The sequence below is a fragment of the Nocardia sp. NPDC059154 genome (assembly GCF_042755705.1).
In the GTDB taxonomy this organism is placed as follows: Bacteria; Actinomycetota; Actinomycetes; order Mycobacteriales; family Mycobacteriaceae; genus Nocardia.
Genome location: NZ_JBHZCS010000028.1, coordinates 86280 through 102884, shown reverse-complemented (window position 1 = coordinate 102884; position 16605 = coordinate 86280). Strand labels below are relative to the sequence as shown.

At 67.7% G+C, this 16605-nt stretch carries 17 protein-coding genes; 8 read left to right on the top strand and 9 right to left on the bottom strand.

Translation table 11 applies throughout. The features are described 5' to 3' along the window. Positions 1–158: 158 nt before the first annotated feature. The gene (locus ACFXN1_RS24255; protein ID WP_379393714.1) at positions 159–1016 is read left to right on the top strand and encodes a Bax inhibitor-1/YccA family protein; all 858 of its coding nucleotides are present in this window, start codon (positions 159–161) and stop codon (positions 1014–1016) included. 92 nt (positions 1017–1108) lie between these two features. Here the strand turns inward: ACFXN1_RS24255 and ACFXN1_RS24250 are convergent, their stop codons facing one another. The 3 genes from ACFXN1_RS24250 to ACFXN1_RS24240 form a co-directional block, all read right to left on the bottom strand. Beyond that, positions 1109–1447: a DUF1330 domain-containing protein gene (locus ACFXN1_RS24250; RefSeq protein ID WP_379446000.1), complete on the bottom strand. Its 339-nt coding sequence runs from the start codon at positions 1445–1447 to the stop codon at positions 1109–1111. 192 nt (positions 1448–1639) lie between these two features. Continuing rightward, positions 1640–2857, bottom strand: coding sequence for an acetyl-CoA C-acetyltransferase (locus tag ACFXN1_RS24245; protein WP_379441753.1), 1218 nt, complete (start codon positions 2855–2857; stop codon positions 1640–1642). Between the two features lie 196 nt (positions 2858–3053). Continuing rightward, on the bottom strand, positions 3054–3518 hold the full coding sequence (locus ACFXN1_RS24240) for a hypothetical protein (protein WP_379441754.1): 465 nt from the start codon (positions 3516–3518) through the stop codon (positions 3054–3056). A gap of 81 nt (positions 3519–3599) precedes the next feature. Between ACFXN1_RS24240 and ACFXN1_RS24235 the strand changes: the two genes are divergently transcribed. Next, positions 3600–4988, top strand: coding sequence for a cystathionine beta-synthase (locus ACFXN1_RS24235; protein WP_356995699.1), 1389 nt, complete (start codon positions 3600–3602; stop codon positions 4986–4988). A 73-nt stretch (positions 4989–5061) separates the two neighbouring features. Here ACFXN1_RS24235 and ACFXN1_RS24230 read toward each other — a convergent pair whose 3' ends face one another. Then, on the bottom strand, positions 5062–5622 hold the full coding sequence (locus ACFXN1_RS24230; protein WP_379393720.1) for a DUF6529 family protein: 561 nt from the start codon (positions 5620–5622) through the stop codon (positions 5062–5064). A 688-nt stretch (positions 5623–6310) separates the two neighbouring features. Between ACFXN1_RS24230 and ACFXN1_RS24225 the strand changes: the two genes are divergently transcribed. Further along, on the top strand, positions 6311–6964 hold the full coding sequence (locus ACFXN1_RS24225) for a transglycosylase SLT domain-containing protein (RefSeq protein WP_379441755.1): 654 nt from the start codon (positions 6311–6313) through the stop codon (positions 6962–6964). Positions 6965–7212: 248 nt separating this feature from the next. Then, the gene (locus ACFXN1_RS24220; RefSeq protein WP_379441757.1) at positions 7213–8376 is read left to right on the top strand and encodes a hypothetical protein; all 1164 of its coding nucleotides are present in this window, start codon (positions 7213–7215) and stop codon (positions 8374–8376) included. Between the two features lie 63 nt (positions 8377–8439). Here ACFXN1_RS24220 and ACFXN1_RS24215 read toward each other — a convergent pair whose 3' ends face one another. Together ACFXN1_RS24215 and ACFXN1_RS24210 are read right to left on the bottom strand one after the other, a co-directional pair. Next, positions 8440–8784, bottom strand: coding sequence for a DUF6401 family natural product biosynthesis protein (locus ACFXN1_RS24215; RefSeq protein ID WP_379441758.1), 345 nt, complete (start codon positions 8782–8784; stop codon positions 8440–8442). Between the two features lie 74 nt (positions 8785–8858). Next, the gene (locus tag ACFXN1_RS24210) at positions 8859–10034 is read right to left on the bottom strand and encodes an acyl-CoA dehydrogenase family protein (RefSeq protein WP_379441759.1); all 1176 of its coding nucleotides are present in this window, start codon (positions 10032–10034) and stop codon (positions 8859–8861) included. A 261-nt stretch (positions 10035–10295) separates the two neighbouring features. Between ACFXN1_RS24210 and ACFXN1_RS24205 the strand changes: the two genes are divergently transcribed. After that, complete coding sequence (locus ACFXN1_RS24205) at positions 10296–11438, top strand: cystathionine gamma-synthase (protein ID WP_379441761.1); 1143 nt, start codon at positions 10296–10298, stop codon at positions 11436–11438. A 257-nt stretch (positions 11439–11695) separates the two neighbouring features. Here the strand turns inward: ACFXN1_RS24205 and greA are convergent, their stop codons facing one another. Then, complete coding sequence (greA, locus tag ACFXN1_RS24200; RefSeq protein WP_354833370.1) at positions 11696–12187, bottom strand: transcription elongation factor GreA; 492 nt, start codon at positions 12185–12187, stop codon at positions 11696–11698. 245 nt (positions 12188–12432) lie between these two features. Continuing rightward, positions 12433–12849: a DUF4307 domain-containing protein gene (locus tag ACFXN1_RS24195; protein WP_379393732.1), complete on the bottom strand. Its 417-nt coding sequence runs from the start codon at positions 12847–12849 to the stop codon at positions 12433–12435. A gap of 228 nt (positions 12850–13077) precedes the next feature. Between ACFXN1_RS24195 and mca the strand changes: the two genes are divergently transcribed. The 3 genes from mca (at position 13078) to ACFXN1_RS24180 (ending at position 15328) form a co-directional block, all read left to right on the top strand. Then, positions 13078–13980, top strand: coding sequence for a mycothiol conjugate amidase Mca (gene mca, locus ACFXN1_RS24190; protein WP_379441799.1), 903 nt, complete (start codon positions 13078–13080; stop codon positions 13978–13980). Next, positions 13977–14291, top strand: coding sequence for a hypothetical protein (locus tag ACFXN1_RS24185; RefSeq protein WP_379393734.1), 315 nt, complete (start codon positions 13977–13979; stop codon positions 14289–14291). The genes mca and ACFXN1_RS24185 overlap by 4 nt, the downstream gene beginning before the upstream one ends. Before the next feature lie 137 nt (positions 14292–14428). After that, positions 14429–15328, top strand: a complete 900-nt coding sequence (locus ACFXN1_RS24180) for an alpha/beta hydrolase (protein WP_379441762.1) — start codon at positions 14429–14431, stop codon at positions 15326–15328. A gap of 9 nt (positions 15329–15337) precedes the next feature. On the opposite strand, the gene ACFXN1_RS24175 is transcribed toward ACFXN1_RS24180, so the two are convergent. Beyond that, positions 15338–16570 carry an FAD-dependent monooxygenase gene (locus ACFXN1_RS24175; protein WP_379441764.1) on the bottom strand — a complete coding sequence of 411 codons (1233 nt, stop codon included), beginning with the start codon at positions 16568–16570 and terminating at the stop codon, positions 15338–15340. Positions 16571–16605: the final 35 nt, after the last annotated feature.

The window sequence follows — 16605 nt, the reverse complement described above, 5'->3', positions numbered from 1 at the left end:
GCGGCTTATCGGGCGGCGCACTCGGTAAAGCTAAGGTAAAGTCCGGTTCGTCCGACCTGTGGGGGTTCGGGAACTCCGGGCCCCCACAGCGCGTTGGACGAGTAGCTTCACTGGCCACGACCGACGTGAGCCGCGACTCCAGAAAGGGACGCACGGAAATGCGCTCCACATCCAACCCGGTCTTCCGGAACTTGCAGCCGCAGCAGGGCGGCTACGCCGGCTTCGGCTCGGCGCCTGGAGCCGGACAGTTCCCCAACAACCCGTACGGTCAGCAGCCGCAGTACCCGGGCTACCAGCAGCCCTACCAGCCGGCCGTACCGACCACCCGCCCGATGACCATCGACGATGTGGTGCAGAAGACCGGCATCACCCTCGGCGTGGTCACCCTGACGGCGATCCTGTCCTACGCGCTCACCTCGGCCAACCACGGCCTGGCCGTGCTGTTCCTCGCAGTCGGCGGCCTCGGCGGTTTCGCGCTCGCCATGATCATGACCTTCGGCCGCAAGCAGGACAACCCGGCGCTGGTGCTCAGCTACGCGGCGCTGGAAGGCCTGCTGCTGGGCTCGTTCTCGTTCCTGTTCACCAATGTGCAGTTCGGTGGCGTCGGCGGATCCGGCCTGATCGCGCAGGCGGTGCTGGGCACCTTCGGCGTCTTCTTCGGCATGCTCGTGGTCTACAAGACCGGCGCGATCCGCGTCACCCCGCGCTTCACCCGCATGATCGTGGGCGCCATGATCGGCGTCCTGGTGCTCATGCTCGGCAACCTGGTCGCCAGCTTCTTCACCGCCGACGGCTTCGGCCTGCGCTCGGGCGGCACCCTCTCGATAGTGTTCAGCCTGGTGGTCATCGGTGTCGCTGCCTTCAGCTTCCTGCTGGACTTCGACGCCGCCGACCAGCTCATCCGGGCCCAGGCTCCGGAGAAGGCGGCCTGGGGCGTGGCATTCGGCCTGACCGTCACCCTGATCTGGCTGTACCTCGAAATCCTGCGCCTGCTCAGCTACTTCCAGGACAGGTAGTCCGGGAAGGGCTGACGCACAGCTGAATACATGAGTGGGCGGGCATCGGAATCCGGTGCCCGCCCACTGCTGTGTAGCCGGCCTGAGAGCGTTCAGTCGTTGGTCACCACCTCCTTCAGGACGTCGGTGGCGACGTGATTCTCGGCGCAGTCCGCGGCCAGGACTCCGACGCTGGAGCAGTTGCGCAGCCGCAGCGGCAGGATCTCCTGGTAGGCGGCCGACTCGTACCAGTCGGTCACGGCCTGATAGTCGGGGAACTCGATGACGATGACGATCGCACTGGCCGGGCCCTCGATCACCCGCTGCGTGCCGCCGTGCACGATGAACTTCCCGCCGTAGGGCGCCAGCGTGCCGTCGATGCGCTCCAGGTATTCCACGATCTCGGCATTGATGTCGACGTCCCACAGATTGGCGATGGCGTAGGCGGGCATTTCAGGCTCCTCGGTCGGATTGCTTTGCTGCCCTTGATATTTCCGCCGAGAGGGAAAGAGGGGGGCGACCAACGGGGAAAAGCCAACTCCGAAGGGGGTGGGGCCCACCTCCCCAAAAAAAAGGGGGGCCCCCGGACGGGGGGGTGGGGCGGCCCAACTAATGCCGTAGCTCAGCTGCGGGTATCTCGTGCCTCAGCTCAGGCGCTCGATGATCATCGCCATACCCTGGCCGCCACCGACACACATGGTCTCCAGACCGAACTGCTTGTCGTGGGTCTGCAGGTTGTTGATGAGGGTCGCGGTGATGCGGGCACCGGTCATACCGAACGGGTGGCCGAGGGCGATGGCGCCACCGGAGACGTTCAGCTTGTCCAGGTCCATGTTCAGCTCACGGGCGGAGCCGAGCACCTGCACGGCGAAGGCCTCGTTGATCTCGTACAGGTCGAGGTCGTCGATGGTCATGCCCGCGGTCTTCAGGGTGTTGCGGACCGCCTGGATCGGGCCGAGGCCCATGACCTCCGGGGACAGGCCCGAGACGCCGGTGGCCACGATGCGGGCCAGCGGGGTCAGGCCCAGCTCGCGCGCCTTGACGTCGGACATGACGACCAGGGCGGCCGCGCCGTCGTTCAGCGGGCAGGCGTTACCGGCGGTGATGGTGCCGTCGGGGCGGAAGACCGGCTTCAGCTGCGAGATCTTCTCGTAGGTGGTGCCGGCGCGCGGGCCGTCGTCGGTGGTGACGATGGTGCCGTCGGGCAGGGTGACCGGGGTGATCTCCCGCTCGAAGAAGCCGGACTTGATGGCCTCCTCGGCGCGGTTCTGCGAGCGCACGCCCCAGTGGTCCTGGTCCTCGCGGGAGATGCCGGTGTAGGTGGCGACGTTCTCCGCGGTCTGGCCCATGGCGATGTAGACGTCCGGGAGGATGTCGTCGTTGCGCGGGTCGGTCCAGGTGGCGTTGGACTCGGCGCTCGCCTTGGTGCGGCCCTCGGCCTCGGCGAACAGCGGGTTGTGCGAGTCCGGCCAGCCGTCGGCGGTGCCCTTCGGGAAGCGCGAGACGGTCTCGACGCCGGCGGAGATGAACACGTCGCCCTCGCCGGCCTTGATGGCGTGGAAGGCCATCCGGGTGGTCTGCAGCGAGGACGAGCAGTAGCGGTTGACGGTGACGCCCGGCAGGGAGTCGTAGCCCAGCTGCACGGCCACGGCGCGCGCCATGTTGAAACCGGCCTCACCGGCGGGCTGGCCGCAGCCCAGGTGCAGGTCGTCGATGTCGGAGACGGCGAGCGAGGGCACCTTGTCGAGGGCGGCGCGCACCATCTGCGCGGCGAGGTCGTCCGGTCGCATGCTCACCAGAGAACCCTTGCCAGCGCGGCCGATGGGCGAGCGGGCGTACGAAACGATGACGGCCTCAGCCATGAGGACTCCTTTTTTGCTGGGGTGATCCTCTTCGAATTTACGACGGGTGTGTTCCGGCTCAAACATCCGGTGTGCCCGTATCCCAACTACTGAACTGTGGGATATCGCTCACTCTCGCGGCTCTCGTGCCGCGCTGCCTGCCGGCAGCGCGGCACGGACAGGGGGAAAGATGGGGCAGCACAGCGATGAAGGTGGGTCACCCGGGGACGTCGAAGGCGCTGTGCGCCGGGATGTTCGGCATGTCGGTGTAGACGGTGACGATGATGTGCCCCGGCCCGGTGTCCTGGAACAGGGCGTAGTGCTCGCTGCCGTAGAAGCCGGCCAGCACGGGAACTCGATATTCGCCGGCCGCGCCGGTGTCCATGTTCCGCCACGCGACGGTGGCCACGGTGATGCACTGCGGGGCGAAGCTGTACTCGCCCGGATCGAACCCGGCGACCGGCAGCGCCTGGATGCTGATGATCGCCCGGCCGGGCCACTGCGGGCCGGTGTCGGCCCAGGATCGGATATTGCCGCCACAGATCAAAGCATCGTGATAAATGCTCGGGACCTGCGGGAATTCGACGGTTGCGGCCTCCGCGGGCGCGGCCGCGACGATCATGGTCGCGAGGCCGGAGGCGGCGAGCAGGGAGGCGGCGGGCACGCTCGTCGGCATCCACATAGGGCCGATCGTAGTTCGCGGCGCCGTGATATCTCCGACGTGCGCGTGGGCGCGGATCTCCTTTCTGCAACGATAAGGGGTATGCGCATCGCTAACCATGTCGTCGATCTGATCGGAAACACCCCGCTCGTTCGGTTGAACTCCGTGGTGGGTCCGAACTCGGGACTGGTGGCGGCGAAGGTGGAATACCTGAACCCGGGCGGCAGCTCGAAGGACCGCATCGCCGTCAAGATGATCGACGCCGCCGAGAAGGCCGGGCTGCTGAAGCCCGGCGGCACGATCGTCGAACCGACCTCCGGCAATACCGGTGTGGGCCTCGCCCTGGTCGCGCAGCAGCGCGGCTACAAGTGCGTGTTCGTCTGCCCCGACAAGGTCAGTGAGGACAAGCGGAACGTGCTGCGCGCCTACGGCGCCGAGGTCGTGGTCTGCCCGACCGCGGTCGCGCCGGAGGATCCGGACAGCTACTACAACGTCTCCGACCGCCTGGTGCGAGAGATCCCGGGCGCGTGGAAGCCGGACCAGTACTCCAACCCGGGCGGCCCGGAATCGCACTACGAGACCACCGGCCCGGAGATCTGGCGCGACACCGAGGGCAAGATCACACACTTCGTGGCGGGCGTCGGTACCGGCGGCACCATCACCGGCACCGGCCGGTACCTGAAGGAGATCTCCGGCGGCAAGGTCAAGATCGTCGGCGCGGACCCGGAGGGCTCGGTCTACTCCGGCGGCACCGGCCGCCCCTACCTGGTCGAGGGCGTCGGCGAGGACTTCTGGCCCACCGCCTACGACCCGGCCATCCCGGACGAGATCATCGCCGTCTCCGACGCCGATTCCTTCGAGATGACCCGTCGCCTGGCCCGCGAGGAGGGCCTGCTGGTCGGCGGCTCCTGCGGTATGGCCGTGGTGGCGGCGCTCAAGGTCGCCGAGCGCGATCCGGACGCCGTGGTGGTCGTGCTGCTGCCGGACGGCGGCCGCGGCTACCTGTCCAAGATCTTCAACGACCAGTGGATGAGCTCCTACGGCTTCCTGCGCACCCGCCTCGACGGTTCGGACACCGAGGTGCACGTGGGAGACGTGCTGCGCGGCAAGTCCGGTGAGCTGCCGGACCTGGTGCACACCCACCCGCAGGAGACGCTGCGCGACGCCATCGAGATCCTGCGCGAGTACGGCGTCTCGCAGATGCCGGTGGTCGGTGCGGAGCCGCCGGTGATGGCGGGCGAGGTCGCGGGTTCGGTCACCGAGCGCGATCTGCTGTCGGCCGTCTTCGAGGGCCGCGCCAAGCTCACCGACCCGGTCGCCAAGCACATGAGCCCGGCCTTCCCGCTCATCGGCGCGGGCGAGCCGGTCGCGGCGGCCACCAAGCTGCTGGAGTCCACCGACGCCCTCATGGTCGTCGAGGACGGCAAGCCGGTCGGCGTCATCACCCGCCACGACCTGCTCGGTTTCCTCAGCACCGGCGCCCTCTCCTAGGTCGCAGCCCGAGTATTTGCCGCCCGCCGGAACCACAGCTGGTTCCGGCGGGCGGTCTGCTTTTCGCGGCTGCTCATCTCGCGAATCCGACGGTACGGAACCACCAGAGTGACGCCAGCGTCCATGCCAGCACGAAGCTGGTGAAGACCAGGGCACCGAGGATCGGCAGCAGCCAGCCCGGTGTCCGCTTCAGCCGCAGCGTCAGCATTTTCGAGGCGAAGGCGCCGTAGAACACCACACCCGCGACGGAGTGCGCCATGACCCGGCCCGTGACACCCCGGCCGAACTGGAAGCCGAAACTGTAGAGGCAGTAGAAGGCCACCGGCAGGCTGAGCAGGAAGGCCAGCACGCCGCACAGCCGGTGGTAGATGTGCACCGATCGCGGCGCGTGGAAGCGGTAGATCCAGACGGCGGTCAGCAATTGGCCGCCGATCAGCACCAGCACCACGCTGCTCAGGTACGCCTTGAAGATCTGCGGTGCGGAGAAGCCCCAGGTGGGCAGGGGCTGGGTGCCGGGCCAGTAGTGGGTGCCTGCCATCCCGAGCGCGATCGCGACCGCGGCACCGGCCAGTAGCACCGGCACCGCGATCAGATTGCGCCGAGACACGGTGAAAACGTCTGTCAGCAAGGACATCTCGCCTCTGTGGTTGGTGTTCTCAGAAGGGGCACTGGAGATACCTCGGCGGGTTACAGCCGACAGGCGCGTCGCCCACGGTGCAGGCCGCGATATGCAGCGTTGCGGCGCCTTTATATCGCGTGAAAATTGGGGCTGATGTGATTCGTGATAGCCAATGTGAATTTGCTGAGCTGTTACTTTTGGAATGTGAAACGCCGATGAACGCCGAGAAATCAGGCAAATATCGGTATATCGCGATCTTGGGGCGATATTTTTCTGTGATCCGAAACACTTTGCGTTTCGAATTGAATCACCAGGTCAGCGCATGTATTAATGCAGGTCCAGGAGCTTCCCGACGGGCCAGTTCACCTTCTGTTCACTTTTGATTCAGGCTGTGTTCACAAGACGCAATCAAGCTGTGACCTTGTCGGAAACAGACCGCAAGTCTGAATGGCGCAAGGAGATGTGAACACACATGCGGAACGTGATCACTACATCGGTGCGATGAGGCACCGCGGCCGGAAGGTCGCACAGGTACCCACTGCACTCCGCGCAGTGTGCCAAACCCATTGACCCATACCGGGTTTCACAACAGCATCCACAACAGCCCGAGGTACGCAGACGGGGGTCGTGAGACGTCCGGATGGTCCTGCGCTGCCTTCTTCAGGCCCGCGAGCCCGAAACCGAACAGGAATCCAAATTCGCCATGCCCAAGAATGTTATGACTGCTCTCAGTGACCCTGCTAGACGTAGCAAGGTAGTTGCCGCCGCTCGTACGGCCGGCGCCGCCGCCCTCGCCCTGGGCGTCTTCGGCTCCATCATCACCGCCGCCGGCGCCGCCGCCAGCGGAGATATCCAGCCGGCCGCGTTGAAGGCCTCCCTGGCCGTCGCCGCGCCCGCCGCCGCTGCGGTCGAGGAACAGCCCGCTCCCGCTCCCGCCCCCGCGGCCGAGGTTGCGGCTCCGGCCCCGGCGCCCATGCCGGCCCCGCTGCCCGCTCCCGAGCCGGCTCCGGCCCCCGCGCCGCCCGCCCCCGTCTACGAGGACAACCTGGACGGCTGGATCCACCACGCGCTGGACATCATGGCTCAGCACGGCATCCCGGGTAGCTACGACGGCATCTACCGCAACATCATTCGCGAATCCAGCGGCAACCCGCAGGCGATCAACCTGTACGACTCCAACGCGGCCATGGGCATCCCGTCCAAGGGCCTGCTCCAGGTGATCGACCCGACCTTCAACGCGTACCACGTCGACGGCACCGCCTTCGACGTCTGGGACCCGGTCGCGAACATCGTCGCTGCCTGCAACTACGCGGCGCACCGCTACGGCTCGATGGACAACGTCTTCAGCGCCTACTGATCCGGTCCGACGACGTACCGGACGACACCGCGATGGCCTGCCCGATGGGGCGGGCCATCGCTGCGTCTCCGCCCGCGGTGCCTGTCGCCGGAGTCTTGGTGGCGGTCGTACCGCCATTTGGCTAATCTCAGGCATCCGATTTGGCAACTATTTCGCAAACAAGCGAACTCAACGATCGACCAGGCGTATAACGACCCCGGAGAGCAGTTCCGGCACACGGCCGGAACGGATAGCGAAGGGACGGGGTCATGCACACCTCGAGTTCGGCTATCGATATTCAGATCGGGCAGGGGCTTTCGAACGCGTGGAGTTCCATCGCCACGTGGGTGCCCAAATTCGTCGGGTTCCTGGTCATTCTGTTCATCGGCTGGCTTGTGGCCAAACTCGTGGCCAAGCTGGTGACCCGGATCCTGAACCGAGTCGGGTTCGATCGGCTGGTGGAACGCGGCGGCATCAAGGACATGCTGGCCCGCGGTAGTTACGACGCCACCGGCATCATCGCCAAGCTGGCGTACTACGCGATTCTGTTGATCACGTTGCAGCTCGGCTTCGGCGTCTTCGGCCCGAACCCGGTGAGCACCATGCTCAACGGCATCGTGGCCTGGCTACCCCGGCTGGCGGTCGCCATCGTCATCATCTGCATCGCGGGCGCGATCGCACGCGTCGTGCAGGACATGGTGTCGAACATGCTGAGCGGTCTGGATTACGGCCGCACGCTGGGACGCATTGCGGCGGTGTTCATCTGGGGCATCGGCATCATCGCGGCCCTCAATCAGATCGGGGTGGGAACGTCGGTCACCATGCCGATTCTCATCACGGTGCTGGCGACGATCGGCGGTATCCTCATCGTCGGTCTCGGCGGTGGCCTGATCCGGCCCATGCAGGAGCGGTGGGCGGGCTGGCTCGACGCCATCGAGGGCGAAATGCCCGAGGTGAAGGGGCATGCGCAGGCCTATCAGCGGGGCCGTGAGGATGCGGCCCGTCAGCGGCAGGCGCAGGAGGCGGCCATGTGGGCGCAGCGCTCGGCCACCCGGCCCATGATGGCGGGGCAGGGTATGGGCCAGATGCCTCCGGGCAAGTGGGCAGAGCCAGAGGGCGGCGGCCAGATGGGTTACGGGCAAACGGGATACGGCCAACAGGGCGGCTGGGGACCGGGCGGTGGCCAGATGCCGCCGCAGCAGCCCGGCCAGATGCCGCCGCAGCAATCCGGCCAGATGCCGCCGCAGCAATCCGGCCAAATGCCGCCGCAGCAGCCTGGGCAGATGCCGCCCCAATCCGGCCAGATGCCTGCACAACCCGGCCAGATGCCGCCGCCCGGACAGCCGATGCCGCCCGGACAGCCCCCACGTTCCAGTGGGCCGATGCCGCGGCCCGGCAATCAGGACCGGGGAGATCGCGACGACATGGGCTGATCCCGTGCCGTCAGAAACCGAGCAGCCCCGGGGTATCTACCCCGGGGCTGCTTCATCGTGAGGTCAGGAGGCGCGGGCCAGCGCGCAGACGCCCGCCAGGCGCAGGTGGAGCCAGTCGGCGTCCTGCCAGTCGAGCAGGGAGTGGGGGAGGATGGCCTCGGCTTCGCGCAGGTCCTCGAGGATGCCGCGGGCGTAGCCGGCCAGCAGGACACTTGCCGGGACGAGACCGGAGTTGTCGACGCCGAGGTCGAGGATGTCGCGGATAGCCGCGGCATGCTGGTCGATCGCTGCGGACACACCGGGGAAGACGGCCGCGGCCTCCGCGGCGGGGGCTCCATGGGTGCGCTGCAGGCGGTTCAGGGTTTTACGCGCCGAAACGACGAGCAGGGCGGAGCCGGGCACAAACACCCGGTGATGCTAGCAATCGACCGGCACCCGGGGGGCCGGCTGTGACATATCGCGCAATTCGCCGGAACCGCCGGTCAGCGGAACGCTTTCGCGCCTGTCAGGGCCTCGCCGAGGACGAGCTGATGCACTTCGGCGGTGCCCTCGTAGGTGAGGACGGACTCCAGGTTGTTGGCGTGCCGCAGCACCGGGTACTCGAGGGTGATGCCGTTCGCGCCCAGGATGGTCCGGCACTCGCGCGCGATCTTGATGGCCTCGCGGGTGCTGTTCAGTTTGCCGGCGCTGATCTGCTCGTTGGAGATCTCGTGCCGGTCCTTCAAACGGCCGAGGTGCAGCGCCAGCAGTTCGCCCTTGCCGAGTTCGAGCGCCATGTCGGCCAGTTTGGCCTGGGTGAGCTGGTAGGCCGCCAGCGGCTTGTCGAACACCTCGCGGGTCTGCGCGTATTCGATTGTGGCGGACAGGCAGTCTCGGGCCGCGCCGAGCGCGCCGAAGATGATGCCGAAGCGCGCCTCGGACAGGCAGCCCAGCGGCGCGCGGAGTCCACGGGCCTCGGGCAGCAGGGCGTCGGCGGGCAGCCGGACGCCGTCGAGGGAGAGTTCGGCGGTGATCGACGCGCGCAGCGACAGCTTGTGCTTCATCTCGCGAGCGCTGAAACCCGGTGTGTCCGTGGGTACTACGAATCCGCGGATGACATCCCGCTCACCCTCGCGCGACTGCGCCCACACGACGGCCACGTCCGCGACCGACCCGTTGGTGATCCACATCTTCGACCCGTCGAGGATCCAGTCGTTCCCGTGCCGCCGCGCTCGCGTCCGCATGCCGCCCGGATTCGAGCCGAAGTCCGGCTCGGTCAGCCCGAAGCATCCGATCACCCGGCCCGCCGCCATCTCCGGCAGCCACCGCAGCTTCTGCTCCTCGGACCCGTACTTGTGGATCGCGGTCATGGCCAGCGACCCCTGCACCGAAACCATGCTGCGCACACCCGAATCCACGGCCTCCAGCTCCAGGCAGGCCAGCCCGTACGCCGTGGCCGACGTCCCCGCGCACCCGTACCCGTCCAGATGCATTCCCAGCAGCCCGAGCTTCCCCAGCTCCGGCGCCAGCTCCCGCGCCGGAAACGTCCCCGCCTCGAACCACTCCGCCACCCGTGGCCGCAATCGCTCCGCGGCGAACGCGCGCACCGTATCCCGGATCGCCCGCTCCTCGTCACTGAGCAGGGAATCGATGGCGAACAGCTCGTCCACGGTGACCATGCGCCCCACCATAAGACCGTCTCCGCCCTACCGACAACGCCGCGCCGCGCCCCCACCCGAACTCGGCCGCCACGGCATTACACCGGTCCATGCGAACGCAACAACTGATTTCGTGAGGGGAGGGTAACTCGCCGGGTACGACCAAAATCGGTTCGGCACCCAACCGCCGGTACGGGTTGCCGACAGCAAGCGGCTCTCAGCCGCCCGCTGAATTCCCGGGGAGGCGGGGGAGCGTGGCGGGGGAGCCCTTAGGCTGTTCGCATGAGCGAGCTGGGTTTCTCCACACGGGCGGTGCACGCTGGGTTCGATCCGGACCCTCAGACCGGTGCGGTGAACGTGCCGATCTATGCGAGTTCGACGTTCGCCCAGGACGGTGTCGGCGGGATGCGCGGCGGGTACGAGTACGCGCGCACCGGGAACCCGACCCGCACGGCGCTGGAGGCGAACCTGGCGGCGCTCGAATCCGGTACCTACGGGCGGGCTTTCGCCTCGGGTATGGCGGCCACCGACTGCGCGATCCGCGCGAACCTGCGGCCCGGTGACCACATGGTGGTCCCGAACGACGCGTACGGCGGCACCTTCCGGCTCATCGACAAGGTGTTCACCCAGTGGGGGATCGAGTACTCGGTCGCGCCGGTGTCGGATGTGGACGCGGTCGCCGGGGCCATGCGCCCCAACACCAAGCTGGTGTGGGTCGAGACGCCGACCAACCCGCTGCTGAATGTCGGCGATATCGCGGCGCTGGCCGAGGTGGCGCACGCGGGCGGCGCGAAGCTGGTGGTGGACAACACCTTCGCCTCGCCGTACCTGCAGCAGCCGCTGCTGCTGGGCGCGGACATCGTGCTGCACTCGACCACCAAGTACCTGGGCGGGCACTCGGACGTGGTGGGCGGCGCGCTGATCACCGACGATCAGGAGATGGACGCCAAGTTCGCGTTCCTGCAGAACGGTGCGGGCGCGGTCCCCGGCCCGATGGACGCCTTCCTCACCATGCGCGGCATCAAGACGCTGGCCCTGCGCATGGATCGGCACTGCGACAATGCCGAGACCATCGCCGAATTCCTCGCCAACCACCCCAAGATCGCTCAGGTCATCTACCCCGGCCTGCCCGAGCACCCCGGCCACACCGTGGCCCAGAAGCAGATGCGCCGTTTCGGCGGCATGATCTCGGTTCGCGTCCACGGCGGCAAGGACGCGGCCCTCGCCTTCTGCGCCAAGACCAAGGTCTTCACCCTCGCCGAATCCCTCGGCGGCGTCGAATCCCTCATCGAACATCCCGGCGCCATGACCCACGCCTCCACCGCCGGCTCGGCCCTCGAGGTCCCCGCCGACCTGGTCCGCCTCTCCGTCGGCATCGAGGACATCAGCGACCTGCTGTCCGACATCGAGCAGGCCCTGGCCTGACCGCCTCCCCGAGCCTTTAGCGGGCGGCCGGGTGCCGTGCTCGGTCACGCACCCGTGCCGGCGGTCGGGAGCCGAACCGATTTCGGGTGTACCCGGTGAGTTACCCGGAACCTCGCGAAATCAGTTGTCACCTTCGGAAAGAAGCGAAGCGCCACACCATTCTTGGTGCGGCGCTTCGTCATATCGCTACCGGTGCCGACAAACATTGCGGCCCCGGAGTCCGTGTGGACCGGGGCCGCGAATCCGTCGGTCGTAAATCAGCTGTGGTAAGGCTCGGCGGAGACCAACGTCACCTTCATGGTGTTGCCGTTGGGCAGGGTGTATTCGCGGGTTTCGCCGACCTTGGCGTTGATGAGCGCGCCGCCCAACGGGGAGTTGGGGGAGTAGGTCTCGAGGTCGGCGCTGCCGAGGCCCTCTTCGCGGGTGGCGATGAGGAAGGTTTCGGTGTCGGTCTCGTCGCCGTCGTAGTAGACCTTGACGACCGAGCCGGGCAGGGCGACGCCGGACTTGGTGGGCGCGACGCCGACCTTGGCGTTGTTCAGCAGCTCCTGCAGCTGGCGAATGCGCGCCTCCTGCTGGCCCTGCTCCTCACGCGCCGCGTGGTAACCGCCGTTCTCCTTGAGGTCGCCCTCTTCACGGCGCTCGTTGATTTCGGCCGCGATGACGGGACGGTTGGCGATGAGCGCGCCGAGTTCGCTCGTGAGCCTCTCGTGCGACTCCGGGGTCAGCCAAGTCACGGTCTCAGTCATCTCGATCACTCCCTAGTAGTTGTCCCCGGCAAGCCGGGATTCCCTGATGCCCGCTACCGTGGCCATCCGGAGATGGGCACAGCAGCAACCGGACAGCCAGAGCGATCCCTGGGGAGAGTCCCGACAGCGCCGGCCGTCAATGCAGCAAACACGGCTCCGAACGTCGGAACCGTGTATCGCGTCATTTTAGCACGATTCGGAAAGGCGCAGGTAGAAGCGTCAATGCGGGTCGCTTAACGGACGATTCACCCGGCGCGCAGATAGGCCGGCACATGGTCGGTGCATCCGTAGACATTGCCGGCGCCGGCCCGTCGGGTGGTCTTGATCGTGGTGACCACGCGGACGGTGCCGGAGTCGGAGCCGGGCACCAGGATCTCGCGGCGGCCGACCTCGTCGGTGTCGCCGTCCATGGCGCGCACGAAGCAGACGACCGCCTGGCCCGGATCCTTGCGTGTCACTTTGAAATCCACACTGACAGTGGAGTCGTCGACGATCGTGTAGCCGATCCGATCCGGTTCGATGGCCTGCGGCCCGTAGGTGCGGTAGCCCAGATAGGAGACCCCGAGCCCGGCGAGGATGACGACCGCTCCGAGGGCGTAGGGGAGCCAGCGGCGGGTCTTCCGAGGCGTAATCCCGTACCGGTCAGCCGGTCTTTCACTCATATCGGGGACGCTCCCGGGGGGTAGGTCGGAACAAACAACGATCGGATGGAACTATAGGGAATGCATATCTGATGCCTGTGTCTGGACTCGGCACGTGCGGTCAGGGTCCGGAGGAGGCAGCTTGCGTAACCACGCAGGACCCCTGCACGTGCCAATTGATACAGCTCGACGCTACGAGGTGAAAAACGTGATCGGTGAGGTGAACGAGAAGTGAGTGGTCTTCGCCTCATGGCGGTGCACGCGCATCCCGACGACGAATCCAGCAAGGGCGCGGCGACCACCGCGCGCTATGCCGCCGAAGGCAATGACGTGCTGGTCGTCTCCCTCACCGGCGGAGAACGCGGCGACATCCTGAACCCCGCCATGGACACCCCCGGCATCAAGGACCGCATCACCGAGGTCCGCCGCGAGGAGATGGCCGCCGCCGCCGAGGCGCTCGGCGTCCGCCAGACCTGGCTCGGCTTCGTGGATTCCGGTCTGCCGGAAGGCGATCCGCTGCCGCCGCTGCCCGAGGGCAGCTTCGCGCTGGTGCCCCTGGAGGAGGCCACCGAGGCGATGGTGCGCGTGGTCCGCCAGTTCAGGCCGCACGTCATGACCACCTATGACGAGATGGGCGGCTACCCGCACCCGGATCACATCATGTGCCACAAGGTGTCGGTCGCGGCCTTCGAGGCGGCGGGCGATCCGGAGCGGTTCCCCGACGCGGGCGAGCCCTGGCAGCCGCTCAAGCTCTACTACAACCACGGCTTCAGCCTCACCCGGCTGGAGGTCTTCGCCGACGAGTACGCGCGCCGCGGCGAGCCCTTCCCCATGCAGGACTGGATGGACCGCATGCGCAAGTACGCCGCCGAGCGCGGCGACATCATGGCGCGGGTCACCACCCAGGTAGAGTGCGCCAAGTACTTCCCGCAGCGTGACGACGCCCTGCGCGCCCACGCCACTCAGATCGACCCCAACGGCGCCTTCTTCGCGATTCCGCTGGAGATGCAGCAGCGACTGTGGCCCACCGAGGAGTTCGAGCTGGCCAAGACCCGGGTCAAGACCGCGATCCCGGAGACCGACCTGTTCGCGGGAATCGACGAGGCCGATTCCGGCTTCGACGCCGCCGACAACGAGGACACCGCCCGATGATGCTCACGCTGCTCGCCCAGGGCACCAACTCGCCCACCGGACCCGAGTTCGGCAAGGCGTCCCCGCTGGGTCTGGTCATCGTGCTGGTGCTGCTGGCCGGCACCATCCTGCTCATCCGGAACATGAACAGGCACATCAAGAACCTGCCCGCCGAGTTCTCCCCGGAACATCCGGAGGCGGACCAGGAGGCCGACGAGGGCACCGAGCACGGCATCGCGGCGCGTGAGGATCACGAGGCCGCGCAGGCGGAGGACACCGAGTCCGAGCCGCGCAGCGAGACCAAGCCGGAAGCCACCAACGGCAGCGCCTGAATCTCCTCGGCATTCCACGACCCCGGTCCGGTGACCGGGGTCGTGGCATATCCGGGGGTGGCCGGAACAAACGGCGGGCGGGCAGGGTTGTCGGCTGCGACGAGATCAAAAGGACTTGGAGCGGAAGGGGAATCGCCATGCCGAGCCCGGAGATGCGGGAGCACATCGAGCTGTTCGAGCGGAACCGGGTGGCGCGGCCGGCGACGCCGCCGTCGATCGAGGAGTTGCGGGCCAATTTCCTGCCCGCGGGCAAGCGGTACGAGATTCCCGATGATGTCCGGGTGAGCGCGGTTTCGGTGGCGGGCGTGCCCGCGTACTGGGTGGACGCGCCGGGGACCTCGCCGGATCGGGTGCTGGTGTACGTGCACGGCGGCGGGTTCTCGCTGGGCTCGCTGGACAGCCACGGTGAGTTGGCGGCGCGGCTGGGGCGGGCGGCCGGGGCGCGGGTGCTGTTCCCGGAGTATCGATTGGTGCCGGAGCATCCGTACCCGGCGGCGGTGGAGGATATCCGGGCGGTCTGGCGCCGGCTGCGTGAGGAACCGGGTGTGGCCGTGAATTCCATTGCGCTGGTGGGTGATTCGGCGGGCGGCAATCTCATCGCGGCGCTGCTGCTGGAGCTGCGCGATGCCGGCGCGGCGCTGCCCGCGGCAGCCGTGCTGCTCTCGCCCACGTTGGATATGAGCGCTTCCGGGGTCTCCATGACCGAGCTCGACGGCCGGGACGCGATCTTCACCGCCGGCATGCTGCGGGGTGTCTTCGCCGCCTACCTGAATGGCGCTGATCCCCGAATTCCTTCGGCCTCACCGCTTTTCGGTGACCCGGCCGGCCTGCCGCCGCTGCTGATCCAGGTCGGCACGGCCGAACTGCTGCTCGGTGACTCCGAGGGTTTCGCGGCCGCCGCGCGGGCCGTGGGCGTCGATGTGACGCTGTCGCGCGGTGAGGGTCTCCCGCATGTCTACCCGATCATGCGGGACACCCCGGAGGCGGCGGCCGCCACCGACGAGGTCGCGGCCTTCCTGCGCAAGCATCTCGGCTGAGGCCGGGATTCAGACCAGCGTCTCGGTCTCGTACGCGGGCAGCCGGTAGTCCTCGGCCTTGGGCTCGAACAGCTTCCGGGTCAGCGGGAGCATCGGGCCCGAGGTCATGATCCGCATATTGAGCCGGCCCAGGGCGGTCAGGACCTTCGACTTCGGGAGCATCATCTGGATGCCGCCGCCGGGAAGTTCCTTGGCCGCGTCCAGGAACGGGGTCACCCGCTCCTCGTAGCGGGCCAGCGCGCCGGGCAGATCGTCCGGGGTGGCGGCGATTTCGCCGGTCAGGATGTACGCGCCCACCAGCGCCATCGCCGTGCCCATGCCGGTCAGGGGGGAGCCGCAGTAGCCCGCGTCGCCGGCCAGGGTGACCCGCCCGGCGGCCAGGGTCGGCATGTCGATGCGGGCCAGCACGTCGAAGTAGAAGTCGGGTGCGCCGGGCATGGCCGCGAGCGCGGTGGGCGCGTGCCAGCCGGCCTCGGCGAGCATGTCGGTGATGAGGCGCTGCTGGGCGGCGACATCGCGGCGCAGCGCGGGGTTCTCCGAGGTGCGGAGGGTCAGGATGGCCTTGGCGGTGCGCGGGTCGCGGTCGGGGCGGATGCCGACGGCGGCGCTGGGCACCGAGTGCATGGCGAACCAGCCCGGCTTGGTGTCGGCGGGGGTGGGCATGGTGAAGAAGGCGGTGTAGCCGCCCAGGTACGTGGAGAACTGTTCCTCCGGCCCGAAGGCGAGGCGACGGACCGCCGAGTGCACGCCGTCCGCGCCGACCACCAGATCGAAGCGCCCGGTCGCGCCGGAACCGAAGCCGACTGTCACGCCGGTGTCGTCCTGGTCGAGGGTCTCGATCCACTCGCCGTAGCGGTAGTCGAGCTTGCCCGGAGTTTCGGCCAGCAGGTCGAGCAGTACCTGGTTCAGATCGCCGCGGGTGATCTCGATTTCGGCGACCGGGCCCTTGCCGTCGAAGGCCTCCATCGGCAGGGCGGCGTATTCGGTGCCCTTGCGGTCGACCCAGGCCATGCCCAGCTCTTCGAGCTGGCACTTGCGGATGCCCGGCATCAGGCCCATGCGCTCGGCGACCTCCTTGCTGGCGGCGCGCAGGTCGACGGCCTGGCCGCCGGGGCGGGGCGCGGTGGCGCGCTCCACGACGGTGACCCGGGCTCCGGCCCGGAGCAGTTGCAGCGCAACGGCATTGCCGGCGATGCCGCCGCCGGAAACGAGGATGTGCAGCGAGTTGGCGGTGGTGTTCATGGTGTCGGCCCTCTCGGTTGGCTCTAACGTCTAAG